Source organism: Micromonospora sp. CNZ296 (assembly GCF_007827635.1).
Window position 1 is genome coordinate 120,772 of record NZ_VISW01000006.1, and the last position, 24,578, is coordinate 145,349.

17 protein-coding genes are annotated in these 24,578 nt (G+C 71.5%); 16 read left to right on the plus strand and 1 reads right to left on the minus strand.

The annotated features are described in order from the left end of the window. The first annotated feature begins 4 nt into the window (after positions 1-4). The 7 genes from rph to mmsB all read left to right on the plus strand — a co-directional run bounded on the left by rph (position 5) and on the right by mmsB (position 9,908). Positions 5-2,599 (plus strand): rifamycin-inactivating phosphotransferase, encoded by a 2,595-nt coding sequence (rph, locus tag FB455_RS12395; protein WP_145753437.1) that lies wholly within the window; start codon positions 5-7, stop codon positions 2,597-2,599. A 48-nt stretch (positions 2,600-2,647) separates the two neighbouring features. Then, positions 2,648-3,016, plus strand: coding sequence for a MerR family transcriptional regulator (locus FB455_RS12400; RefSeq protein ID WP_013286836.1), 369 nt, complete (start codon positions 2,648-2,650; stop codon positions 3,014-3,016). A gap of 42 nt (positions 3,017-3,058) precedes the next feature. Next, a complete protein-coding gene (locus tag FB455_RS12405; RefSeq protein WP_013286835.1) occupies positions 3,059-4,153 on the plus strand; it encodes an oxidoreductase in 1,095 nt (364 codons plus the stop codon). Positions 4,154-4,339: 186 nt separating this feature from the next. Continuing rightward, complete coding sequence (locus FB455_RS12410; RefSeq protein ID WP_013286834.1) at positions 4,340-5,692, plus strand: glycoside hydrolase family 10 protein; 1,353 nt, start codon at positions 4,340-4,342, stop codon at positions 5,690-5,692. Between the two features lie 201 nt (positions 5,693-5,893). Then, positions 5,894-7,033 carry a multiple monosaccharide ABC transporter substrate-binding protein gene (chvE, locus tag FB455_RS12415; protein WP_013286833.1) on the plus strand — a complete coding sequence of 380 codons (1,140 nt, stop codon included), beginning with the start codon at positions 5,894-5,896 and terminating at the stop codon, positions 7,031-7,033. A gap of 89 nt (positions 7,034-7,122) precedes the next feature. After that, positions 7,123-8,661, plus strand: coding sequence for a multiple monosaccharide ABC transporter ATP-binding protein (gene mmsA / locus FB455_RS12420; RefSeq protein ID WP_047890368.1), 1,539 nt, complete (start codon positions 7,123-7,125; stop codon positions 8,659-8,661). Next, positions 8,658-9,908: a multiple monosaccharide ABC transporter permease gene (gene mmsB, locus FB455_RS12425; protein WP_013286831.1), complete on the plus strand. Its 1,251-nt coding sequence runs from the start codon at positions 8,658-8,660 to the stop codon at positions 9,906-9,908. Before mmsA ends, mmsB begins: the two co-directional genes overlap by 4 nt. A gap of 59 nt (positions 9,909-9,967) precedes the next feature. Here the strand turns inward: mmsB and FB455_RS12430 are convergent, their stop codons facing one another. Continuing rightward, complete coding sequence (locus FB455_RS12430) at positions 9,968-11,623, minus strand: ricin-type beta-trefoil lectin domain protein (RefSeq protein ID WP_145753439.1); 1,656 nt, start codon at positions 11,621-11,623, stop codon at positions 9,968-9,970. Positions 11,624-12,276: 653 nt separating this feature from the next. On the opposite strand from FB455_RS12430, the gene araB reads away from it, so the two are divergent. The 9 genes from araB to FB455_RS12475 all read left to right on the plus strand — a co-directional run bounded on the left by araB (position 12,277) and on the right by FB455_RS12475 (position 24,550). Further along, positions 12,277-13,959 carry a ribulokinase gene (araB, locus tag FB455_RS12435; protein ID WP_145753441.1) on the plus strand — a complete coding sequence of 561 codons (1,683 nt, stop codon included), beginning with the start codon at positions 12,277-12,279 and terminating at the stop codon, positions 13,957-13,959. After that, a complete protein-coding gene (locus tag FB455_RS12440) occupies positions 13,956-14,627 on the plus strand; it encodes an L-ribulose-5-phosphate 4-epimerase (protein WP_145753443.1) in 672 nt (223 codons plus the stop codon). Before araB ends, FB455_RS12440 begins: the two co-directional genes overlap by 4 nt. Positions 14,628-14,724: 97 nt before the next feature. After that, complete coding sequence (locus FB455_RS12445; RefSeq protein ID WP_013286827.1) at positions 14,725-15,720, plus strand: ABC transporter substrate-binding protein; 996 nt, start codon at positions 14,725-14,727, stop codon at positions 15,718-15,720. A gap of 72 nt (positions 15,721-15,792) precedes the next feature. Further along, positions 15,793-17,334 carry a sugar ABC transporter ATP-binding protein gene (locus tag FB455_RS12450; protein WP_145753445.1) on the plus strand — a complete coding sequence of 514 codons (1,542 nt, stop codon included), beginning with the start codon at positions 15,793-15,795 and terminating at the stop codon, positions 17,332-17,334. Further along, entirely contained in the window at positions 17,331-18,401 is a 1,071-nt protein-coding gene (locus FB455_RS12455; protein WP_013286825.1) for an ABC transporter permease, read from the plus strand. The genes FB455_RS12450 and FB455_RS12455 overlap by 4 nt, the downstream gene beginning before the upstream one ends. Continuing rightward, positions 18,398-19,390 (plus strand): galactofuranose ABC transporter, permease protein YjfF, encoded by a 993-nt coding sequence (gene yjfF, locus FB455_RS12460; RefSeq protein WP_013286824.1) that lies wholly within the window; start codon positions 18,398-18,400, stop codon positions 19,388-19,390. Before FB455_RS12455 ends, yjfF begins: the two co-directional genes overlap by 4 nt. A gap of 26 nt (positions 19,391-19,416) precedes the next feature. After that, entirely contained in the window at positions 19,417-20,919 is a 1,503-nt protein-coding gene (gene araA / locus FB455_RS12465; protein WP_145753447.1) for an L-arabinose isomerase, read from the plus strand. A gap of 248 nt (positions 20,920-21,167) precedes the next feature. Continuing rightward, on the plus strand, positions 21,168-23,243 hold the full coding sequence (locus tag FB455_RS12470) for an RICIN domain-containing protein (protein WP_013476442.1): 2,076 nt from the start codon (positions 21,168-21,170) through the stop codon (positions 23,241-23,243). Positions 23,244-23,560: 317 nt separating this feature from the next. Then, complete coding sequence (locus tag FB455_RS12475; RefSeq protein ID WP_030268480.1) at positions 23,561-24,550, plus strand: LacI family DNA-binding transcriptional regulator; 990 nt, start codon at positions 23,561-23,563, stop codon at positions 24,548-24,550. The last annotated feature ends 28 nt before the right edge of the window (positions 24,551-24,578 follow it).

Below are 24,578 nucleotides of genomic sequence, written 5' to 3' on the forward strand. Positions count from 1 at the left end.
CGGCATGACCGGACGGTACGTGTGGCAACTGCACGAGGTCGACGAGACGCGGATCGCCGCGGTCGGCGGCAAGGGCGCGCACCTGGGGGCGTTGACGCGGATCGACGGGGTGCGCGTACCCCCGGGTTTCTGCGTCACCACCGACGCCTTCCGGCTGGCCGTGGCGCGGACGCCGGCGCTGGCCGGCCCGCTGGACCGGCTCGCCCGCGCGGACGCGGACGACCCGGCGGCGCTCCGGACGGCCGCCGCCGAGGTGCGTCGCGTCGTCGAGCGGACCGCGCTACCGGGCGACGTCGCGGCGGCGGTCACCGCCGCGCTGGCCGGGCTCGGCGCGGACGCCGCGTACGCCGTGCGGTCGAGCGCGACCGCCGAGGACCTGCCGACCGCCTCGTTCGCGGGCCAGCAGGACACCTACCTGAACGTGGTCGGCACGGCCGAGGTGCTGCGGCACGTGAGCCGCTGCTGGGCCTCGCTGTTCACCGACCGGGCGGTGACCTACCGGCGGCGCCACGGCATCGACGACCGTGCCGTGGACATGGCCGTGGTGGTGCAGCTGATGGTCGTCCCGGACGCGGCCGGGATCATGTTCACCGCCGACCCGGTGACCGGGAACCGGACGGTGGTGTCCGTGGAGGCCGGCTTCGGTCTCGGCGAGGCCCTGGTCTCCGGCCTGGTGAACCCGGACGTCTTCACGGTGCGCGACGGCGCGGTGGCCGGCCGGACGATCGGCGCGAAGGCGCGGGCGGTGCACGCGGTGCCCGGCGGCGGCACCCGGGAGACGCCAGTCGACCCGGCGCGGCAGGCCCAGCCCGCGCTGACCGACGCGCAGGCGGTACGCCTCGCCGCGCTGGGACGGCGGATCGAGGCGCGCTTCGGGTGCCCGCAGGACATCGAGTGGGCCCTGACCGGCGACGACATCCACATCCTCCAGAGCCGGCCGATCACCACGCTGTTCCCGGTGCCGGCGGCCGCCGACGGGCGGTTCCACGTCTACCTGTCGGTCGGCCACCAACAGATGATGACCGACGCGATGAAGCCGCTGGGCCTGTCGATGTGGCGGCTGACCGCCATGGCGCCGATGCACGAGGCGGGTGGGCGGCTGTTCGTCGACGCCACGCCGCACCTGTCCACGGCGGCGGGTCGTACCGCGTTCCTGGGCATGATCGGCCGGGCCGACCCGCTCACCCGGGACGCGCTGGACACGGTCCTCGCCCGGGACGTCGTACCGGCCGCGCCGGACCCGGCCCCGGCCGGCCCGCCCGTGGGCGGCCCGCCGCCCTCGATCGACACCGACCCGGCGATCGTCACCACGCTCGTCGAACGCAGCCGGGAGTCTCTCGCCGCCCTGCGCCGCGACGTCCGCGGCCGCTCCGGACCCGAGCTGTTCGACTTCCTGGTCGAGGCGTTCGCCGAGCACAAGCGGGTGCTCACCGATCCGGTGAGCGCCCAGGTGATCATGGCGGGAATGCAGGCCACCTGGTGGCTCAACGACAAGCTGGGGGAGTGGCTCGGCGAACGCGACGCCGCCGACACGCTCACGCTCTCCGCGCCCGGCAACGTCACCGCCGAGATGGGCCTGGCGCTGCTCGACGTGGCGGACGTGGTCCGCGCGTACCCAGAGGTGGTGGCGTTCCTGCGGGACGCCGCCGGCGACGGGTTCCTGGACGAGCTGCCGAAGCTGCCCGGCGGCGTCGAGGCGCGCGACGCCATCGCCGGCTACCTCGACCGGTACGGCATGCGCTGCGTCGGCGAGATCGACATCACCCGGCCACGGTGGAGCGAGCACCCGGCCACGCTCGTCCCGCTGATCCTGGACAACGTCCGCACCTTCGCCCCGGGCGCCGCTGCGCGCCGCTTCGCCCAGGGCCGGGAGCGGGCCGAGGCGAAGGCCCGGGAGGTGCTGGACCGCCTGCGCGCGCTCCCCGACGGCGAGCGCAGGGCCGCCGAGACGCAGGCCGTGATCGAGCGGGTACGGACGTTCGCCGGCTACCGGGAGTACCCGAAGTACGACATCGTGAGCCGTTACGCCGTCTACAAGCAGGCGCTGATGGGCGAGGCCCGCCGGCTGGTGCGCGCCGGTGTGCTCGCCGGTCCGGAGGACGTCTTCTACCTCACCTTCGACGAGTTCCGCGAGGTCGCGGCCACCGGCTCTGTGGACGCCGCGCTGATCCGCAGCCGCCGGGAGGAGTTCCGGGCGCACCGGGCGCTCACCCCGCCCCGGGTGCTCACCTCCGACGGCGAGGCGCTGAACGGCTCGTACCGGCGCGACGACGTGCCACCGGGCGCCCTGGCCGGGCTGGCGGTCTCGGCCGGCGTCGTCGAGGGGCGGGCGCGGGTCGTGGCGGACCTGGCCGGCGCCGACCTGGAGCCGGGCGACATCCTCGTCACCGCACACACCGACCCGAGCTGGACGCCGCTGTTCGTGGCCGTCGCGGGCCTGGTGACGGAGGTCGGCGGGCTGATGACGCACGGCGCGGTGATCGCCCGTGAGTACGGCCTGCCCGCAGTGGTGGCGGTGCCGGACGCGACCCGGCTGATCCCGGACGGTGGGCGGATCCGCGTGCACGGCACCGACGGGTACGTCGAGCTGCTGTCCTGACCGGCGCGGCATGCTCGATGATGGAGGTCCGGCGAGCGGGGAGGCGCGATGCGGATCGGGGAGCTGTCGGCGCGGACCGGGGTGAGCGCCCGGTCCATCCGGTACTACGAGCAGCAGGGGCTGCTCGCCGCCGTGCGCACCGCGAGCGGGCAGCGGGTCTTCGCCGAGTCGGCCGTGGACCGGGTCCGGCTCATCCAGCGGCTGTTCGACGCCGGGCTGAGCAGCCGCCGGATGGCCGAGCTGCTGCCCTGCGTGACCGATCCGGAGGTCCGCACCTCGTGGCTCACCGACCGGCTGCGCGAGGAGCGGACCCGGATGACAGCCGAGATGGCACGGCTCGCGCACGCCGTCGCGGTGCTCGACGACGTGGTGTCCGACATGACAGTGACCGAGGACACCCGGGATCCGGCCGCCTGAGCGCTTGCCCTTGACACCGGTGTCAACTCCTAGCGTCGGGTCATGAACGCGACCCTGGACACCGGATCGCCGGTGACGCCGCTGCTGGAACCCGTCACCGTCGCCGGGCTGCCGTTGCCGTCCCGCTTCGTGATGGCGCCGATGACCCGTAACCGCGCGCCGGGCGGCGTGCCGACGCCGGAGATGGCCGACTACTACCGGCGCCGCGCCGCGGCCGGCATCGGCCTGATCGTCACCGAGGGTGTGCTGGTCGACCATCCCAGCGCGGGGCACGAGGACACCGTGCCCCGGATGACCGCCGGCGCGGCCGAGGCCGGCTGGCGGGGAGTGGTCGAGGCCGTGCACGCCGCCGGCGGCCGGATCGCCGCGCAGCTGTGGCACCTGGGCAGCCTGCGCGAACCGGTCGACGGCCGTCCGGCGTGGACCCCCTCGGGGGTACGCGAGCCGGGCCGTCCCGCGCCGTACGCGATGACCGCGGCCGACGTGGACACCCTGCTCGCGGCGTACGCGAATGCAGCAGGGGTCGCGGTGCGGGCCGGGTTCGACGCGATCGAGATCCACGCGGCGCACGGTTACCTGCTCGACGAGTTCCTGTGGCCGTACACGAACCGCCGGACCGACGCGTTCGGCGGCTCGCCGGAGCGGCGGGCGGCGTTCCCGGCGGCGGTGGTGCGCGCGGTCCGCGCGCAGGTCCCGGCGCGTCACCCGGTGATCGTGCGGTTCTCCCAGTTCAAGGAGCGGGCGTTCGACGCGCGGATCGCCGAGACCCCGGCCGAGCTGGCGCAGATCCTCGGCGCGTTCGCCGAGGCCGGCGCGGACGTGCTGCACGCCTCGCAGCGCCGCTTCTGGCAGCCGGCGTTCCCCGGCTCGCCGCTGAACCTGGCCGGCTGGGCGAAGCGTCTCACCGGCCTGCCGTCGATCACCGTCGGCTCGGTCGGGCTGCGGCGGGACTTCCTGCGCCCGGACGGCCCGGAGTCGGTGGCGGGCCTGGCCGCGCGGCTGGCGGACGGGGAGTTCGACCTGGTCGCGCTGGGCCGCGCGCTGCTGGGCAACCCGGCCTGGGTGACGCACGCCGCCGCCGGACGGCTGGGCGAGATCGTCGACTACCGCAAGGCACACGAGGACGTGTACCCGTAGGACCGGGATGAGCCGAAGGGGTTGACGCCGGGGGATGTTATCGCTCACAGTCGATGGCAGGGCATGAGCGCCGCAAGGCTCACCGGGCGAGCCGCGCTGGTCGTACCTCGACACCATCCGCCACCGGACGCGGGGTCGGGGAGTCGCACCACCACCATCGCGCAACCCCCCGGAAGAGGAATCCGCATGAGACGAAAGAGAGCCTTGCTGACCACCGGCATCCTGGCCGGCGCGCTCGCCGCCGGGATGGCGGTGGCCCTGGCGCCGGCCGCGAGCGCCGGCACCACGCTGCGCGCGGCGGCGGCCGAGAAGGGCCGCTACTTCGGCGCCGCCGTCGCCACCGGCAAGCTGTCCGACAACACGTACGCCACGGTGCTGAACCGCGAGTTCAACTCCGTGGTGGCCGAGAACGAGATGAAGTGGGACGCCACCGAGCCGCAGCAGGGGCGGTTCAGCTACACCGGCGGCGACCGGTTGGTCAGCCACGCCCGCGCGAACGGCATGTCGGTACGCGGGCACACGCTGCTCTGGCACGCCCAGCAGCCGTCGTGGGCACAGGGCCTGTCCGGCAGCGCGCTGCGCAACGCCGCGATCAACCACGTCACCCAGGTGGCCACCCACTTCCGGGGGCAGATCTACGCCTGGGACGTGGTGAACGAGGCGTTCGCCGACGGCGGCAGCGGCGGGCGCCGCGACTCGAACCTGCAGCGCACCGGCAACGACTGGATCGAGGCGGCGTTCCGGGCGGCCCGCGCCGCGGATCCGGGCGCGAAGCTCTGCTACAACGACTACAACACCGACGGCATCAACGCGAAGTCGACGGGCATCTACAACATGGTCCGCGACTTCAAGTCGCGCGGCGTGCCGATCGACTGCGTCGGCTTCCAGTCGCACCTGGGCACCACGATCCCCGGCGACTACCAGGCCAACCTCCAGCGCTTCGCCGACCTGGGCGTCGAGGTGCAGATCACCGAGCTGGACGTGATGACCGGCGGCAACCAGGCGAACATCTACGCCGCCGTGACCCGCGCCTGCCTGGCGGTGTCGCGCTGCACCGGCATCACGGTCTGGGGCGTGCGGGACTGCGACTCGTGGCGCGGCTCGGACAACGCGCTGCTGTTCGACTGCGCGGGCAACAAGAAGGCGGCGTACAACGCGGTGCTCGACGCGCTGAACGCCGGCGGCAACAACCCGCCGCCGACCACGACCCCGCCGCCGAACAACCCGACCACCCCGCCGCCGGGTCAGGGCGGGTGTTCGGCCTCGGTGTCGCTGAACTCCTGGACCGGTGGGTTCGTGGCGACGGTGAAGGTGACCGCGGGCTCGTCGGGCACCCGGGGATGGACCGTCACCATGACGTTGCCGGGCGGCGCGAGCATCACCAACACCTGGAGCGCCACCGCGAGCGGGAGCAGCGGCACGGTGCGGTTCGCGAACGTGAGCTACAACGGCCAGCTCGGCGCCGGTCAGAGCACCGAGTTCGGGTTCCAGGGCAACGGCAGCGGATCGGGCATGACGCCCACCTGCTCCGCGACCTGAGCCGGGCCACCGCGGGGGCGGCGCGCCGTCGCCTCCGCGGTGTTCCGCTACGTCGTCCCGTCCGACCTGGACTGTCGTCTCTGTTACGAGAAAGAGACATGCGCATTTCGCGCGATTGGTTGACGGGGCAACTTGTGAGCGTTAACACTCCCCGTGAGGGTTACCTGTGTCACAGGGACCGCCACGACAGGGAGGACGCTCGTGCGCAGACGACTTCTGGCCGCACTCAGCGGTGCCGCGCTCGCGATCAGCCTGGCCGCCTGCAGCGGCGAGGGCGCGGGAGGCGGCGGAGACACCAGCTCGGCCAAGCCCGGCGACCTGACGATCGGCGTCTCGATGCCGACGCAGACCTCGGAACGGTGGATCGCCGACGGCAACTCGGTGAAGGAGAAGCTCCAGGCCAAGGGCTACAAGGTCGACCTCCAGTACGCCGGGGACGACATCCCGACCCAGTCGCAGCAGATCGACCAGATGATCACGCAGGGCGCGGACGTGCTGGTCATCGCCCCGATCGACGGCACCGCGCTCAGCGGCCAGCTCCAGGCCGCCGCGGCGGCGAAGATCCCGGTCATCTCCTACGACCGGCTCATCCGCAACAGCCCGAACGTCAGCTTCTACGTCAGCTTCGACAACTACAAGGTCGGCGTGGCGCAGGCCAACGCGCTCCTGGTCGGGCTCGGCCTGCTCACCAAGGACGGCGCCAAGGGCACCGCCACCGGCCCGTTCAACGTGGAGCTGTTCGCCGGCTCGCTCGACGACAACAACGCCGGGTTCTTCTTCAACGGCGCGATGGACACGCTGAAGCCGTACTTCGACGCCGGGACGCTGAAGGTCAAGTCCGGGCAGACCAAGATCGAGCAGGCCGCCATCCTGCGCTGGCAGCAGGAGACCGCGCAGAAGCGGATGGAGGACCTGCTCACCTCCAGCTACAACGACGGCAGCAAGGTCGACGGCGTGCTGTCGCCGTTCGACGGCCTGTCCCGCGGCATCATCACCGCGCTCCAGAACGCCGGCTACCGCGGCGGCGCCAAGAAGATGCCGGTGGTGACCGGCCAGGACGCCGAGGTCGCCTCGGTCAAGCTGATCAACGACGGCGTGCAGAGCTCGACCGTCTTCAAGGACACCCGGCTGCTGGCCGAGCAGGCGGTGATCGCCGCCGAGGCGTTCCTGCGCAAGGAGGAGCCGAAGGCCAACGAGACCAAGGCGTACGACAACGGCGTCAAGGTCGTGCCGGCGTTCCTGCTGCCGGTGCAGACCGTCTACAAGGAGGACATCAAGTCCGTCCTGATCGACTCCGGCTACCTGACCGAGCAGGAGGTCGCCGCGGGCCGGGCCGGCTGACCCGCGGCGACGGGCCCGGCGGCCGCGGCCGCCCGCGCCACCGGGCCCGTCCGCTCCGGACACCACGACCACGAGCAGGACGGATATCCATGAGCGATCACATCCTCGAGATGCGTGGCATCACGAAGACCTTCCCGGGCGTGACCGCGCTCCAGGACGTCTCGCTCGCCGTACGGCGTGGCGAGATCCACGCGATCTGCGGTGAGAACGGCGCCGGGAAGTCGACCCTGATGAAGGTGCTGTCCGGCGTCTACCCGGCGGGCAGCTACGACGGCCAGATCGTCTTCGACGGCGAGCCGGTCGGGTTCCGGGGGATCCAGGACAGCGAGGCCCGCGGCATCGTCATCATCCACCAGGAACTCGCGCTGGTGCCCTACCTGTCGATCGCCGAGAACATCTTCCTCGGCAACGAGCGCCGCGGCCGCGGCGGGCTCATCGACTGGCACCGGACCAACGCGGAGGCCGCGGCGCTGCTGCGGTCGGTCGGGCTGCACGAGAACCCGGTCACCCCGGTCATCCAGCTCGGCGTCGGCAAGCAGCAGCTCGTGGAGATCGCCAAGGCGCTGTCCAAGAAGGTACGGCTGCTGATCCTCGACGAGCCCACAGCGGCACTCAACGACGTCGACTCCGCGCACCTGCTGGACCTGATGCGCCGGCTGCGCGACCAGGGGATCACCTGCATCATGATCTCGCACAAGCTCGGCGAGATCACCGCCGTCGCCGACTCGACCACAGTCATCCGCGACGGCCGTACCGTCGAGACGCTGGACATGTCCGACGGCGCCGTCACCCAGGACCGGATCATCCGCGGCATGGTCGGCCGCGACCTGGCCGCCTTCTACCCGACCCGCAGCGTGACCCCCGGCGACGAGGTGCTGCGCATCGAGGACTGGTCGGTGCGCCACCCGACGCAGGACCGCCTGGTCGTCGACCGGGCCTCGCTGCACGTGCGGGCCGGGGAGGTCGTCGGCATCGCCGGCCTGATGGGCGCCGGGCGCACCGAGCTGGCGATGAGCGTGTTCGGCCGGGCGTACGGCCGGGACATCAGGGGCCGGCTGTTCGTCAAGGGCCGCGAGGTACGGGCGCGCACTGTCGCCGAGGCCATCGCCAACGGCATCGCGTACGCCACCGAGGACCGCAAGCACTACGGCCTCAACCTGATCGACGACGTGCGGGGCAACGTCTCGGCCGCCGCGCTCGACAAGCTGGCCCGGCACGGCTGGATCGACGGCAACCGCGAGATCCAGGTCGCCGAGCGGGGCCGGCGCGACATGAACATCAAGGCGCCGACCGTGATGTCGGTGGTGGGCAAGCTCTCCGGCGGCAACCAGCAGAAGGTCGTGCTGGCGAAGTGGCTGTTCACCGACCCGGACGTGCTGATCCTCGACGAACCGACCCGGGGCATCGACGTCGGCGCGAAGTTCGAGATCTACACGATCGTCAACCGGCTGGTGGCCGACGGCAAGGCCGTCGTGCTCATCTCCTCCGAACTGCCCGAGCTGCTCGGCATGTGCGACCGCATCTACACCCTGGCGGCCGGCCGCATCACCGGGGAGATGCCGGTGGCCGAGGCCACCCAGGAGAACCTGATGGAACTCATGACCAAGGACAGGGATCTCGTCCGATGACCAGCACGAAGCCTCCCCCCGCCACGAAGATCGCCGCGCCGGACACCGGCGCGGCGGCGACCCTGCACACCGGCACCAGCGATCCGCGCGCGCTGATCCTGGGCAACCTGCGGCAGAGCGGCATCTACATCGCCCTGGTGGTGATCGTGGCGCTGTTCGCGGTCCTCACCGACGGCGTCTCGCTGAGCCCCGGCAACCTGACGAACATCGTCCTCCAGTACTCCTACATCCTGGTGCTCGCGATCGGCATGGTCATCGTGATCATCGGCGGCCACATCGACCTGTCCGTGGGATCGGTGGTGGCGCTCACCGGAGCGGTCTCTGCGGTGCTCGTCATCCGCGAGGGCATGCCCTGGTGGGCCGGCGTCCTGGCCGCGCTCGCGGTGGGCGTCGCGGTCGGTGCGTGGCACGGGCTCTGGGTCGCGTACGCCGGCATCCCGGCGTTCATCGTCACCCTGGCCGGCATGCTCCTGTTCCGAGGTCTGACGCTGCGCGTGCTGGACAACATCTCGCTGTCGCCGTTCCCGGAGGAGTACCAGCGGGTCGCCGCCGGGTTCCTCAACGGTCTGCTGGGCGGCCAGGGCTACGACGCCTTCACGCTGTTCATCGGCGCGTTCGCCGTGGTCGGGTACGCGGTGAGCGTGTTCCGGACCCGGGTCGCCCGGGTGCGCCACGAGCAGCCCGTGGAGTCGTTCCCGCTGTTCGTGCTGCGGATCGTGGTGGTCGGCGCCGTGGTCATGTGGTTCGCCTGGCAGCTCGCCCACGCCCGGGGCCTGCCGATCGTGCTGATCGTGCTCGCCGTGCTCGTGCTCGTCTACGGCCTGCTCACCCGCCGTACGGTGTTCGGCCGCCAGGTGTACGCCATCGGCGGCAACCTGCCCGCGGCGATGCTGTCCGGCGTACGGGTGAAGCGGGTCAACTTCTGGATCTTCGTCAACATGGGCTTCCTGTCCGCCGTGGCGGGCGTGATCTACTCGTCCCGGTCCAACGGGGCCCAGCCGGCGGCGGGCAACATGTTCGAGCTGGACGCGATCGCGGCGGCGTTCATCGGCGGCGCGGCCGTCACCGGTGGCGTCGGCACCGTGGTCGGCGCCATGGTGGGTGGCCTGATCATGGCGGTGATGAGCAACGGGATGCAGCTCATGGGCGTCGACCAGTCCGTCCAGTCGGTGGTGAAGGGCCTGGTGCTGCTCGTCGCGGTGGCGTTCGACATCTGGAACAAGCGCCGGGCCGCCGGCGCCCGGTGACGGCCGGCCGGACGCTCGCCCCTTCGTCCGGCCGACCGCCGTTCACCGGCCGTAGCCGCTCACGCCCGGCTCCACCGTTGGTTGGCGTTGCCGTGGCAGGTCCAGACGATCACCCGGGTGCCGTTGGCGGTGCCCGCGTTGTCGACGTCCAGGCACAGCGACGGGAAGCGCCCGTTACTCACCGTGCCGTTGCCGTTGATGGTCCACTGCTGGTTGGTGCCGCCGTTGCAGTCCCAGATCTGCACCCGGGTGCCGGCCGTCGCGTTCGTCGGCACGTCCAGGCACTTGCCGAGCACCTGCAACGCCTGTCCGTTGGCGGTGAACTGCTGGTTGGCGTTGTTGTGGCAGTCCCAGATCAGCGTCCCGGTGCCGTTCGCGGTGCCGGCGTTGTCCACGTCGAGGCACCGGCCGGACGACTCGCTGCGCAGCCGGAACGTGGTCGGGACCGGCGGCGGCGTGGTGGTGCCGCCCCCGCTGACCCGGTAGACCACGGTGCCGTGCGCGGGCACGCTGGCGGAGATCGTGCCGGTGCTGGTGGAGGTGGCGTCGGTCCACGCGTCGCGCAGCGTGAACGAGTTGCCGCTCTTGCCCACCGCCGCCGCGGTGGTGGAGACGGTGGTGGTCGAGCTGCCCTGGTTGAACAGGGCGACCGCCACGTCGCCGTTGGCCAGCGGCTTGGCCAGCACCCGCCGGGTGCCGTCGAAGGAGACCTGGGCCGCCTGACGGCCGAGCGTGTCCTGGTTGATCGCGACCAGGTTCGCGTTGCGCAGGATCGCCAGCGTGGCCGCGTTCGCCGACCGCACGTCGTTGCCCATCATCAGTGGCGCGGCGAGGACCGCCCAGAGCGCGAAGTGGCTGCGCATCTCGGTGTCGTTCATGCCCCCTCGGCCGACCTCGAGCATGTCCGGGTCGTTGAACCCGCCGGGCGCGGCGTACCCGGCCAGGGGCACCGTGACGTCGACGATGTTCTGGATGCCCATCGGGTAGCCGTTGGTCTGGCCGGTGTTCCACGCGTTGGTGATGTCCTCGGTGGTCCGCCAGAGGTTCGCCACGTCGCTCCAGTTGCGCTGTGGCCCGGTCTTGGCGTGGTAGCTGTTGGGGTTGATGCTGTAGACGATCGGCCGGCCGGTGGAGGCCAGCGCGTCGCGCATGATGCCGAACCGCGCCACCTGGTCGTTGATCGTGCCGGTGGACGAGCACCAGTCGTACTTCAGGTAGTCCACGCCCCAGGCGGCGAACTGCCGCGCGTCCTGGTACTCGTGGTTGAGGCTGCCGGTGGCGCCGGGGAACGCGCCGCCGACCTGGGCGCAGGTCTTGTCCAGCGGCACCTGGTAGATGCCGAACAGCAGGCCCCGGGCGTGCAGGTAGTCACCGAGCGACTTCATCCCGCTGGGGAACCGCTGCGGGTGGGCCTGGAGGTTGCCCTGCGAGTCCCGGTTCGGGTCGAACCAGCAGTCGTCCACGACGACGTACTTGTACCCGAGGTCGCGCAGGCCGTTGCTGACGATCGCGTCGGCGGTCTGGCGGATGAGGGTCTCGTTGATGTTGCAGCCGAATGTGTTCCAGGTGTTCCACCCCATCGGCGGGGTACGGGCGACGCCGTTGTCCAGCGCCCGGGCGGGACGCGGGGCCACGGCCTGGTCGGTGACTGTCGCGGCGAGCGCCACCGCCGCGACGCCCAGGACGGCGAGCGTCCGTCGGGTCCATCTGCGCACTGATCCTCCTCGGTCGCCGGGCGCCGGCCGTGCCGGCGTCCGGTTGGGAGCGGCCCGCCGATCGCGCGGCGTCGCCCGGGGTGCGCGGGGACGTACGCGGCACGGCAGTGGAGAGGGGCCGGCCGGTCACCGGCGGGCGCTCGTGGGTGGTGGGTCCGGCGGTCGACGGGGTCGCCGTCCGCGTCGCCGCCCGGCTGCGGCGCCGGGGTTTCCCGGACGGCGGCGCCACGAAGCAGGGATGGCGAGAATGTTATCGCTGACATCAAAGCATGTAAATAGCGAGACGGTCCGCCCGGCCCGTGTCGGCGACCGTTCGCGCGGGTGTCGGGACCGGGAAAAGTGCCGCTGAGGGGCGCTCTGTGACCCCGGGAGGCCCTCTCCGCGGGCCGCAGCCCGCAGCGCCGATCGCGGCGGTTCGACGATCCACTAAGGCATCGATTGTTGTCGCTAACAAGGTGCTCGCCGGGACTCGGCGGCCGGACCGGGAGCGCGTCCGTGTGGATCTCCTCCGGGCGCGGCCCCGCCGGTCCGTGCCGCCCGGCCGCGGTGGTCCGGCGAGGGCGGTTCCTCGTTACGTAGCTGTTGCCCGGAGGTGTCTTGACGGATGTATATGTGAGCGCTAACACTAACTCCGTGACACGGCGGAGGTGCAAATGAGCGAAGTGGACGCGTCCGACCGGTACGTGATCGGTGTCGATTTCGGCACGCTGTCCGGGCGGGCGCTCGTGGTCCGCGTCCGGGACGGCGCCGAACTCGGTACGGCGGTGCACGAGTACCGGCGCGGGGTCATCGAGACCGCGCTTCCCGACGGCGGCCCGGCGCTGCCCCCGGACTGGGCCCTCCAGGACCCGGACGACTACCGCGACGTGCTGCGCCACGCGGTGCCGGCCGCGCTCGCCGAAGCCGGCGTGGACCCGTCCCGGGTGGTGGGCATCGGCACCGACTTCACCGCCTGCACCGTGCTCCCGACGCTCGCCGACGGCACACCGCTGTGCGAGGTCCCGCAACTGCGCGACCGCCCGCACGCCTGGGTGAAGCTCTGGAAGCACCACGCCGCGCAGCCGCACGCCGACCGGATCAACGCGCTGGCGGAAGAACGCGGCGAACCGTGGCTCGGCCGCTACGGCGGCAAGATCTCCGCGGAGTGGCAGTTCGCCAAGGGCCTGCAGATCCTGGAGGAGGACCCGGAGGTCTACCGCCGGGCCGAGCGCTTCATCGAGGCCGCCGACTGGATCGTGTGGCAGCTGTGCGGCGCCGAGACCCGCAACGTCTGCACGGCCGGCTACAAGGGCATCCGGCAGGACGGCCGCTACCCGTCGCCGGACTACCTGGCCGCGCTCGACCCCGGATTCGCCGACTTCGTGGCCAAGCTGGACGGTCCGCTGCTGCCGCTGGGCGCGCGGGCCGGCACGCTCAGCGCCCGCGCCGCGGCCTGGACCGGACTGCCCGAGGGCATCGCGGTCGCGGCGGGCAACGTCGACGCCCACGTCACCGCCGCGTCGGCCCAGGCGCTGCGGCCCGGCCGGCTGGTCGCCATCATGGGCACCTCCACCTGCCACGTCCTCAACGGCACCCACCCGGCCGAGGTGCCGGGCATGTGCGGCGTGGTCGACGGCGGCATCAGCCCCGGCGCCTGGGGCTTCGAGGCCGGGCAGAGCGGGGTGGGGGACATCTTCGGCTGGTTCGTCCGCCACGCCGCCCCGGCGGGGTTCGACTCGCACGAGCGGCTCACCGAGGCCGCCGCCGCCCAGCCGGTCGGCGCGCACGGGCTGGTGGCGCTGGACTGGTGGAACGGCAACCGGTCCCTGCTGGTCAACCACGACCTCAGCGGGATGATCGTCGGGCTGACGCTGGCCACCCGGCCGTCGGACGTCTACCGCGCGCTGCTGGAGGCGACCGCGTACGGCACCCGGATGATCGTCGAGGCGTTCGGGCAGGCCGGGGTGCCGGTCGACGACCTGGTGGTGGCCGGTGGTCTCACCTCCAACCGGCTGCTCATGCAGATCTACGCCGACGTCACGAACCGGCCGCTGAGCATCATCGGCTCCGCCCAGGGCCCGGCGCTCGGCTCCGCCATCCACGCGGCTGTCGCCGCCGGGGCGTACCCGACGATCCACGAGGCGTCCGCCGCGATGGGGCGCATCGACGAGGCCGTCTACCGGCCCGTACCGGAGAACGTGCGGGCCTACGACGCCCTGTACGCCGAGTACCGCGCGTTGCACGACCACTTCGGCCGCGGCGCGAACGACGTCATGCTCCGCCTGCGGGCGATCCGCAACGCGGCGGTCGACGCCGCCGCGGACCGCGCCGCCGCGACCCTGGAGGTGGTCGGATGAACAGCCAGGTCGACGCGCTGCGCGAGACAGTGGCCCGTCTGCACCGCGAACTGACCCGCTACGACCTGGTGGCCTGGACCGCCGGGAACGTGTCGGCCCGCGTACCCGGTCAGGACCTGATGGTCATCAAGCCCAGCGGCGTCGACTACGACGACCTGACCGCCGGGGCCATGGTGGTCTGCGACCTCAACGGCGCGGTGGTCGACGGCGACGGCGCCCCGTCCAGCGACACCGCCGCGCACGCCTACGTCTACCGCGCGATGCCCGAGGTCGGCGGCGTCGTGCACACGCACAGCGGGTACGCCACCGCCTGGGCGGCCCGCGGCGAGGCGATCCCGTGCTGGCTGACCGCGCAGGCCGACGAGTTCGGCGGGGAGATCCCGATCGGGCCGTTTGCGCTGATCGGCGGCGACGACATCGGCAAGGGCATCGTCAGCACGCTGTCCGGGCACCGCTCACCCGCGGTGCTCATGCGCAACCACGGCGTCTTCACCATCGGCCGCGACGCCCGGGCGGCGGTCAAGGCCGCGGTGATGTGCGAGGACGTGGCCCGCACCGCACACCTGGCCCGCGCGCTCGGCCGGCCGGTGCCGATCGCGCCGGCCGACATCGACTCGCTCTACGACCGCTACCAGAACGTGTACGGCCAACGCCCGTCGGCGCACTGACCCCGGACCGCGCCGCGCACCCCCCACCACCACATCCGGGCCGCTCCGGTTTCCGCCGGTCGCGCGCCCGGAACATCCAACCCCCGGAGGAGAATCGATGAGAAGCAGGAGCACGGCACGCACTGTCATCGCGGCGTTCGCCGGCGTGCTGCTCGCCGCCAGCATGGCCGCGTGCGGCAACAGCGACACCGGCGGCGGTTCCGGCGACGGCAACGACAAGATCGTCCTGGGCTTCTCCCAGGTGGGCGCCGAGAGTGGCTGGCGCACCGCCAACACCACCTCGATCAAGGAGGCGGCGGCCGAGGCGGGCATCGAGCTGAAGTTCGACGACGCCCAGCAGAAGCAGGAGAACCAGATCAAGGCGATCCGCAACTTCATCCAGCAGAAGGTCGACGTGATCGCCTTCTCGCCGGTGGTGGAGTCCGGCTGGGACACCGTGCTCAAGGAGGCCAAGGACGCCAAGATCCCGGTGATCCTGACCGACCGCGCCGTCGACTCGGCCGACAAGTCGCTCTACAAGACGTTCCTCGGCTCGGACTTCGTCAAGGAGGGCCGCCTCGCCGGCGAGTGGCTGGTGGAGCAGAAGAAGGCGGCGTCCGGCCCGGTCAACATCGTGGAGCTGCAGGGCACGACCGGCTCGGCGCCGGCCAACGACCGGAAGAAGGGCTTCGCCGAGGCGATCGCCGCCAACCCGAACCTGAAGATCGTCGCCTCGCAGACCGGTGACTTCACCCGCGCCGGCGGCAAGCAGGTGATGGAGCAGTTCCTCAAGGCCAACCCGAAGATCGACGTGCTCTTCGCGCACAACGACGACATGGGCCTGGGCGCGCTCGAGGCGATCACCGCGGCGGGCAAGGAGCCCGGCAAGGACATCACCATCATCACCGTCGACGCGGTGAAGGACGGCATGCAGGCCCTCGCGGACGGCAAGTTCAACTTCATCGCCGAGTGCAGCCCGCTGCTCGGCCCGCAGCTGATGGACCTGGTCAAGAAGGTCAAGGCCGGCGAGGAGGTGCCCGCCCGGATCGAGACCGAGGAGACCACGTTCACCCAGGAGCAGGCCAAGGAGGCACTGCCCAACCGCAAGTACTGAGTCACCCGGGGGTCGCCGTCGCAACCGACGGCGGCCCCCGTACCACCACCGTCGAAGAAGAGGTCCGATGGGATGACGGGTAACCGTCCGGTCCTGACCATGACCGGCATCAGCAAGACCTTCCCCGGGGTCCGCGCGCTGCACGACGTCGACTTCCGGCTGTTCCCGGGCGAGGTCCACGCCCTGATGGGCGAGAACGGCGCCGGCAAGTCCACCCTGATCAAGGTGTTGACCGGCGTCTACGGGACCGACGCGGGCGTCGTCACGCTCGACGGCGAGCAGGTCTCGTTCACCGGTCCGATGCAGGCCGCCGCGGCCGGTGTCAGCACCGTCTACCAGGAGGTCAACCTCTGCACCAACCTGTCGGTGGCGGAGAACGTCTTCATCGGCCGGGAGCCCCGCCGGCTCGGCGCGGTGCGCTGGGGCGAGATGCGCCGCCGGGCCCGCGACCTGCTGGCCCGGCTCGATCTCGACCTCGACGTCTCCGCGCCGCTCGGCTCGTACTCGCTCGCGGTGCAGCAGATGGTCGCCATCGCCCGCGCGATCGACGTGCAGGCCCGGGTGCTGATCCTGGACGAGCCGACCTCCAGTCTGGACGCCGGCGAGGTGGCGCAGCTGTTCCGGATCATGCGGCAGCTGCGTGACGAGGGGATCGCCATCCTGTTCGTCACCCACTTCCTCGACCAGGTCTACGGCATCGCCGACCGGATCACGGTGCTGCGCAACGGCACGCTCGTGGGGGAGTACCGCACCGAGGAGCTGCCGCAGTTCAGCCTGGTCGAGAAGATGATCGGCCAGGAGCTGGACGTGCTGGAGCGGCTCGACGAGCAGCAGAAGCGCGCCACAGTCGACGCCGGTGGCGAGGTCCCGCTCGTGGACGCCGCCGAACTGGGCCGGCGTGGCGCTGTCGCCCCGTTCAGCCTCCGCATCCACGCCGGTGAGGTGGTCGGCCTGGCCGGCCTGCTCGGCTCCGGCCGGACCGAGGTGGCGCGGCTGATCTTCGGCGCCGACCGGGCCGACCACGGCCAGGTACGGCTCGACGGCGGCCGGGCGCCCGTGCGCAACCCGATGCAGGCCATCGGCCAGGGCGTCGGGTTCTGCTCGGAGAACCGCCGGGCCGAGGGCATCGTCCCGGAGCTGACGGTACGGGAGAACATGATCCTGGCGATGCAGGCCGCGCGCGGCTGGCTGCGTCCGATCCCGCGCCGCCGCCAGGACGAACTGGTCCGCAGGTACGTGGAGGCGCTGAGCATCCGCCCGGCCAACCCGGAACTGCCGGTTCGCAACCTGTCCGGCGGCAACCAGCAGAAGGTGCTGCTGGCCCGCTGGCTGATCACCGAGCCGCGCCTGCTGATCCTGGACGAGCCGACCCGCGGCATCGACGTCGGCGCCAAGGCCGAGATCCAGAAGCTGGTGGTGCAGCTCTCCGACGGCGGCATGGCGGTGCTGTTCATCTCCGCCGAGCTGGAGGAGGTGCTGCGCCTGAGCCACCGGGTCGCGGTCATGCGCGACCGGGAGATGGTCGCCCAGCTCGACAACGACGACACGCTCGACGCCGACCGCGTCATGCGCACCATCGCCAGTGGAACGCCCCGGGAGGAGGTGACCCCATGACCGCCGTCGCCGACCGCCTCCGCCCGCTGACCGGCCACCGCCTGTTCTGGCCGGCGCTCGTGCTCGTGGTCATGATCGCCGCGAACACCGTCTACCGTCCCGGCTTCCTCGCTGTCGAGGTCAAGAACGGCCACCTGTACGGCACGCCGATCGACATCCTCCGGCTGAGCGCGCCGCTGATCCTGGTCGCGCTCGGGATGACGCTCGTCATCGCCACCGGCGGCATCGACCTGTCGGTCGGTTCGCTCTGCGCGATCAGCGGCGCGATCGCCTGCCTGCACATCAGCGGGGCGGCCGACCAGAACAGCCCGGCCACGGTGGCCACCGCGCTGGCCCTGGCCTTCGGCGCCGCGCTCGTGCTCGGCGCCTGGAACGGGATACTCGTGGCGGTCATCGGCATCCAGCCGATCATCGCCACGCTGATCCTCATGGTGGCCGGGCGGGGCATCGCCCAGCTGGTCACCGAGGGCCAGATCATCACGATCAACTCTGGTCCGTACCGGGCGATCGGGCTCGGGCACTTCCTGACGCTGCCGCTGGCCATCCTGATCGCGCTCGCCGCCGCGCTGCTCGTGGCCGCGTTCACCCGCCGCACGGCGCTCGGGCTGATCGTCGAGTCGGTCGGCGGCAACGCCGAGGCCAGCCGGCTCGCCGGCATCCGGTCGCGGCGCATCGTCTTCCTCGTCTACGTGATCAGCGCCGTCTGCGCCGCGCTCGCCGGTTTCATGGTCACCGCGAACGTCTCCAGCGCCGACGGCAACGCCGCCGGCCTGTGGATCGAACTCGACGCGATCCTGGCGGTCGTCATCGGCGGCACCTCACTGGCCGGCGGCCGGTTCTCCCTCGGCGGCACCGTCCTCGGCGCGCTGATCATCCAGACCCTGACCACCACCGTGTACGCCATGAACATCTCGCCGCAGACGTCGCTGCTGTTCAAGGCGGTCGTCGTCATCGCCGTCTGCCTCGTCCAGGCCCCGGCGTTCCGGGCCCGGCTGCGCCGGCGACGGCGCGGGACCGAACCCGGCCCGGCGGCACCGCAGCGGGAGAAGGAGCAGGTGCCGGCATGAGCAGCACGTCGTTGACCACCGGCCGGTCCTGGCGGCCCAGCCTGCCCCGCCGGCACGTCCCGGTGCTGGCCACGCTCGCCCTGCTGCTGGTCATGTACGGCATCGGCGTGTCCCAGTACCGCGCCTTCTCCAACGTCCAGGTCGTCTTCAACGTCTTCATCGACAACGGCTTCCTGCTCGTCGTCGCGGTCGGCATGACGTTCGTGATCCTCACCGGCGGCATCGACCTGTCCGTCGGCTCGGTGGTGGCGATGACCGCGATGGTGTCGGCCGCGCTGCTGCGCGACGGCCTGCCCGCGGCCCTGGTGCTGGTGATCGCGCTGCTGATCGGCCCGACGCTCGGTTTCCTGATGGGCTGCGCGATCCACTTCTTCGAGATCCAGCCGTTCATCGTGACACTCGCCGGGATGTTCTTCGCCCGGGGCATGTGCACGTTCATCAGCGACGCCTCCATCTCCATCACCGACGGTTTCTGGACCTCGATGTCGCAGCAGCGCATCGGCGACCCGGCCGGAAACTTCGTGTCGATCAGCGTGCTGATCGCGTTCGCGGTGGTGCTGATCGCGGCGTACGTGCTGGCGTACACCCGGTTCGGCCGCAACGTGTACGCGGTCGGCGGCAACGCGCAGTCGGCGCTGCTGATGGGCCTGCCGGTGGCGCGGACCCGGATCGCCGTCTACACGATCAGCGGGCTCTGCTCGGCGATCGGCGGCATCCTGCTGTCGTTCTACACGCTGTCCGGCGCGCCGCTGATCGCCGTCGGGATGGAGCTGGACGTGATCGCCGCCGTGGTGATCGGCGGCACCGTGCTCACCGGCGGTTCCGGGTACGTCTTCGGCACCGTGCTCGGCGTGCTGGTGCTGGGCGTGATCCAGACGCTGATCACGTTCGACGGCAGCCTCAACTCCTGGTGGACCAAGATCGTGATCGGTGGCCTGCTGTTCGCGTTCATCCTCCTCCAGCGCCTCATCGGCATCCGGTTCAAGTGACGGTTCCTAGCGCGGAAGGCAACAACATGGCAACTCACCCCCAGCCCGAGGTCTGGTTCCTCACCGGCAGCCAGGGCCTCTACGGCGAGGACACCCTGCGGCAGGTCGCCGAGCAGTCCCGGCAGATCGCCGCGCGCCTGGACGAGTCGCCGGACATCCCCGTACGCGTGGTCTGGAAGCCGGTCCTCACCTCCAGCGCGGACATCCTCGCCGCCTGCCGGGACGCGGCCGCGCAGGGCGCGGTCGGGGTGATCGCCTGGATGCACACGTTCTCCCCGGCCAAGATGTGGATCTCCGGGCTGGACGCGCTGCGTACGCCGCTGCTGCACCTGCACACGCAGGCCAACGTGGCGCTGCCGTGGGACGACATCGACATGGACTTCATGAACCTCAACCAGGCCGCGCACGGCGACCGGGAGTTCGGGTTCATCCAGACCCGGCTCGGGGTGGCGCGCAAGACCGTCGCCGGGCACGTCACCGACCCCCGGGTCGTCGGGCGGGTCGCGGCCTGGGCCCGCGCCGCGATCGGCTGGTCGGCGGTGCGGACGCTGCGGCTGGCCCGCTTCGGCGACAACATGCGCGACGTCGCGGTCACCGAGGGGGACAAGGTCGAGGCGGAGCTGCGCTTCGGCGTCTCGGTGAACACCTACGGCGTCAACGACCTGGTCGGCGCCGTCGACCAGGTGCCCGACGCGCAGGTCGACGACCTGGTCAAGGAGTACGACGACACCTTCCGCGTCGCGTCCGAGCTGCGGCCCGGCGGGGACCGGCACGACTCGCTGCGGTACGCGGCGCGCCAGGAGCTGGGCCTGCGTGCCTTCCTCGACGCCGGCGGTTTCCGGGCGTTCACCACGAACTTCGAGGACCTCGGCGGACTGCGCCAGCTCCCCGGGATCGCGGTGCAGCGCCTGATGGCCGACGGCTACGGCTTCGGCGGCGAGGGGGACTGGAAGACCTCGGTGCTGGTGCACACGCTCAAGGCGATGGCCGTCGGCGTGCCGGGCGGCACCTCGTTCATGGAGGACTACACCTACGACCTGACGTTCGGTCAGGAGCTGATCCTGGGCGCGCACATGCTGGAGGTGTGCCCGAGCATCGCCGCCGACGTACCCAGCGCGGAGGTGCACCCGCTGAGCATCGGCGGGCGGGAGGACCCGGTACGCCTGGTCTTCGACGCCGCGCCCGGCCCGGCGGTCGTGCTGGGCATGGTGGACATGGGGGAGCGGTTCCGGCTGGTCGCCAACGCGGTGGACGTGGTGCCGCCGCCGCACCCGCTGCGCCGGCTGCCGGTGGCGCGCGCGGTGTGGCGTCCGCAGCCCGACCTGGCCGGCTCGGCGGAGGCGTGGATCACCGCGGGCGGGCCGCACCACACCGTCCTCTCCCAGGCCGTCGGCATGGATGAGCTGCGCGACCTGGCCGCGATGGCCCGGACCGAGCTGGTGGTCATCGACGCCGAGACGCGCCCCCACCGCTTCGCGGACGAGCTGCGCTGGAACCAGGCGTACTACCGGCTCGCCCGGGGTTTCTGAGCCGCCACGGGCCGCCTCGGGCCGCCCGTGCGGCGGGGTCCGTGTTACGCCTTGACGAACGGCATGTTATCGCTCACAGTCGATGGATAGGGTCACCGGCACCGCTCGCGGGCCGTTCCGGGCGCGATCTGCGCCGCAGTTGCCAGGGATCCGACTCCCGCCTGGGTGGGCATCGCTGTTAGCGATAACGCTGCCGTCGTCGGCGCGTACTGCCGTGCCCGGGCTCCGGTCGACGAAGGAGGATCGTGGTGACGGCTCGACTGTCCCGTGGACGTGGACGCCTGTCCCGGTTGCTGGCCGGGGTGGTGGCACTGCTTGTCGGCGGCGTGGTGGTGGGCGCCGTGCCCGCGCCGGTATCGGCTGCCACAGTGGACACCAGCGCCTACTACGTGCTGGTGAACCGCAACAGCGGCAAGGCGCTGGACCTGTACAACCAGGCGACGAACGACGGGGCGCGGATCACCCAGTGGACGCGCAACGACGGCGCCTGGCAGCAGTGGCAGTTCGTGGACTCCGGCGGTGGCTACTACCGGCTGCGGTCCCGGCACTCCGGCAAGGTGCTGGACGTGACCGGCGCGTCCACAGCCAACGGCGCGGCGGTGGTGCAGTGGACGGACCACGGCGGCACCAACCAGCAGTTCCGGCTGGCCGACTCCGACAGCGGGTACGTCCGGCTGATCAACCGGAACTCGAACAAGGTGATGGAGGTGCAGAACGCCTCCACCGCCGACGGCGGCAACATCGTCCAGTACGACGACTGGAACGGCGCGAACCAGCAGTGGCAGCTCGTCCGCGTCGGCGACAACCCCGGCAACCCGGGCAACCCGGGCGGCAGCTTCACCAACCCGGCCGTCTGGCAGGACTTCGCCGACGTCGACATCATCCGGGTGGGCGACGTCTACTACATGTCCGCCTCCACCATGCACTACTCGCCCGGCGCGCCGGTGCTGCGTTCCTGGGACCTGGTGAACTGGGAGTTCGCCGGGCACTCGGTGCCACGGCTGGAGTTCGGCACCAAGTACGACCTGAGCGCCAGCGAGCAGGCGTACGTGGACGGCATCTGGGCGTCGACGCTGAACTACCGGCCGAGCAACCGCACGTTCTACTGGGCCGGGTGCATCGACTTCGCGCAGACCCACATCTACACCGCCACCGCCGTGGACGGCGCGTGGAACCGCCTGACCACCATCCCCAACTGCTACTACGACGCCGGCATGCTGATCGACGACAACGACACCATGTACGTCGCCTACGGCAACGGCACGATCAGCGTGGCCCAGCTCTCCGCCGACGGGCGCAGCCAGGTCCGGGCCCAGCAGGTCTACCAGACGCCGTCGAGCATCGGCACGCTGGAGGGCGCGCGCTTCTACAAGCGCAACGGCGCGTACTACATCTGGCTGACCCGGCCGGCCAACGGCCAGTACGTGCTGAAGTCCACGAACGGCCCGTTCGGCCCGTACGAGCAGCGGCAGGTGCTGCTCAACCTGCCCGGCCCGATCTCCGGTGGCGGTGTGCCGCACCAGGGCGGGCTGGTGCAGACGCAGACGGGCGCCTGGTACTACATGGCGTTCACCGACGCCTATCCGGGCGGCCGGATGCCGACGCTGGCGCCGATCACCTGGACCTCCGACGGCTGGCCGCAGGTGCAGACCGTCAACGGCGCCTGGGGCGCGAGCTACCCCAACCCGCTGCCGACCCGCCCGGTCAAGCCGCTCACCGGCACCGACACGTTCTCCGGCACCACGCTCGGCGTGCAGTACGAGTGGAACCACAACCCGGACAACAGCAGATGGTCGGTGAACAACGGCCTGCGGTTGCAGACCGCCACCGTCACGAACGACCTGTACCGGGCCCGCAACACGCTCACCCACCGCATCCAGGGTCCGACCTCGACCGGCACGATCGAGCTGGACTACTCGACCATGCGCGACGGTGACCGGGCCGGCCTGGCGATGCTGCGGGACAGCTCGGCCTGGATCGGCGTACGGCGGGACAACGGCGCCACCCGCGTGGTGATGACGAACGGCCTGACCATGGGCTCGAACTGGAACACCACGAGCACCGGGACGGAGATCGCCAGTGCGGCGGTGTCCGGCGGGCGGATCTGGCTGCGGGCGAACGCCGACATCCGGCCCGGCTCGGGCCGGCAGGCGCGGTTCTCCTACAGCACCGACGGGGTGAACTTCGTGTCGCTCGGTAACGCGCTGACGCTCAACAACGCGTGGCAGTTCTTCATGGGCTACCGGTTCGGCTTCTTCAACTACGCCACCCAATCCCTCGGCGGCGCGGTGACGGTGCGGCAGTTCTCCCTGACGACACCGTGACAACGGTCACCATTCGCGGCCGTTGACACATCTTCGACAACCCGGGGTGCGGCTCCGGCAATCGCCGGAAATGCCGCACCCCGGGCGCAATTCCACCCGCTCCGAGCTGCCTGTTCGTGCCACTGCGTAACGGAAGGGAATGAGCCGCCTGTCGATTCCCCGATATCGTCGCGCCACGGCGGGAACGGGCGATCAACGGTGCCGATACCGATGGGACCGCTGGCGTAGACTGTCGCCACCCGGGACGGTCCGGTCGAGATCGACCGGGTGTGGCCGCGGGCAGTGGCGAAAGTGAGGTGGCCGTGCGCGGTCCTGCGATGACGGACGTGGCCCGCCTCGCCGGGGTGTCGCACCAGACGGTCTCCCGGGTTCTCAACGGGCATCCCAACGTGCGTGAGCAGACCCGGTTACGGGTGCAGGCCGCCATCACCGAACTCGGCTACCGGCCCAACCGCGCGGCCCGCGCGCTGGTGACCGGCCGGTCCCAGGTGATCGGCGTGGTCGCGCAGAACACCACGCTCTACGGCCCGGCGTCGCTGCTCGCGGCGCTGGAGCAGACCGCCGCCGAGGCCGGCTTCGCGGTGAGCGTCGGCAGCGTCCGCGACCTCGACCACCGCTCCATCTCGGCCGCCGTGGAACGGCACCTGGCACACCGGGTCGCCGGCATCGTGGTGATCGCGCCGGTCGAGTCCGCCGGGGAGGCGCTGGAACGGCTGCCCCAGGACGTACCGCTGGTGACTGTCGACGGCGACCCGCGGCGACCGATCCCGCTGGTCACAGTCGACCAGGTCGCCGGCGCCCGGGCCGCCACCGAGCACCTCCTCGCCGCCGGGCATCGCACGGTGTGGCACGTGTCCGGCCCGTCGGACTGGTTCGACAGCGCCGGCCGGATCGAGGGGTGGCGCGAGGCGCTGCGGCAGGCGGGAGCCGAGATCCCGCCGCTGGTCCCGGCCGACTGGTCGGCGGCGGCGGGCTACCGGTGTGGGCAGATGCTGGCCCGGATGCCGGAGGTCACCGCCGTCTTCACCGCCAACGACCATCTGGCGCTGGGCGTGCTGCGGGCGCTGCACGAGCACGGCCGCCGGGTTCCCGACGACATCAGCGTGGTCGGGTTCGACGACGTGCCCGAGGCGGCGTACTTCATCCCGCCGCTGACCACCGTCCGGCCGGACTTCGGCGCTGTCGCCGCGGCGAGTCTGGACCTGCTCCTGGCCCAGATCGAGTCGCAGACCGTCGGGCCGCTGCGGCAGACGATCGCGCCGACGCTGGTGCCGCGCCGCAGCGTCGGCCCGCCGCCCGCCCGCTGAGGCGGTACCGGCCCCTCACCCGTGGCCC

Excerpts from the sequence above, each read along its gene's own strand:
- rph (WP_145753437.1), top strand. The coding sequence starts at position 5 with ATGACCGGACGGTACGTGTGGCAACTGCACGAGGTCGACGAGACGCGG.
- FB455_RS12400 (WP_013286836.1), top strand. The coding sequence starts at position 2,648 with ATGCGGATCGGGGAGCTGTCGGCGCGGACCGGGGTGAGCGCCCGGTCC.
- FB455_RS12405 (WP_013286835.1), top strand. The coding sequence starts at position 3,059 with ATGAACGCGACCCTGGACACCGGATCGCCGGTGACGCCGCTGCTGGAA.
- FB455_RS12410 (WP_013286834.1), top strand. The coding sequence starts at position 4,340 with ATGAGACGAAAGAGAGCCTTGCTGACCACCGGCATCCTGGCCGGCGCG.
- mmsA (WP_047890368.1), top strand. The coding sequence starts at position 7,123 with ATGAGCGATCACATCCTCGAGATGCGTGGCATCACGAAGACCTTCCCG.
- mmsB (WP_013286831.1), top strand. The coding sequence starts at position 8,658 with ATGACCAGCACGAAGCCTCCCCCCGCCACGAAGATCGCCGCGCCGGAC.
- araB (WP_145753441.1), top strand. The coding sequence starts at position 12,277 with ATGAGCGAAGTGGACGCGTCCGACCGGTACGTGATCGGTGTCGATTTC.
- FB455_RS12440 (WP_145753443.1), top strand. The coding sequence starts at position 13,956 with ATGAACAGCCAGGTCGACGCGCTGCGCGAGACAGTGGCCCGTCTGCAC.
- FB455_RS12445 (WP_013286827.1), top strand. The coding sequence starts at position 14,725 with ATGAGAAGCAGGAGCACGGCACGCACTGTCATCGCGGCGTTCGCCGGC.
- FB455_RS12450 (WP_145753445.1), top strand. The coding sequence starts at position 15,793 with ATGACGGGTAACCGTCCGGTCCTGACCATGACCGGCATCAGCAAGACC.
- FB455_RS12455 (WP_013286825.1), top strand. The coding sequence starts at position 17,331 with ATGACCGCCGTCGCCGACCGCCTCCGCCCGCTGACCGGCCACCGCCTG.
- yjfF (WP_013286824.1), top strand. The coding sequence starts at position 18,398 with ATGAGCAGCACGTCGTTGACCACCGGCCGGTCCTGGCGGCCCAGCCTG.
- araA (WP_145753447.1), top strand. The coding sequence starts at position 19,417 with ATGGCAACTCACCCCCAGCCCGAGGTCTGGTTCCTCACCGGCAGCCAG.
- FB455_RS12475 (WP_030268480.1), top strand. The coding sequence starts at position 23,561 with ATGACGGACGTGGCCCGCCTCGCCGGGGTGTCGCACCAGACGGTCTCC.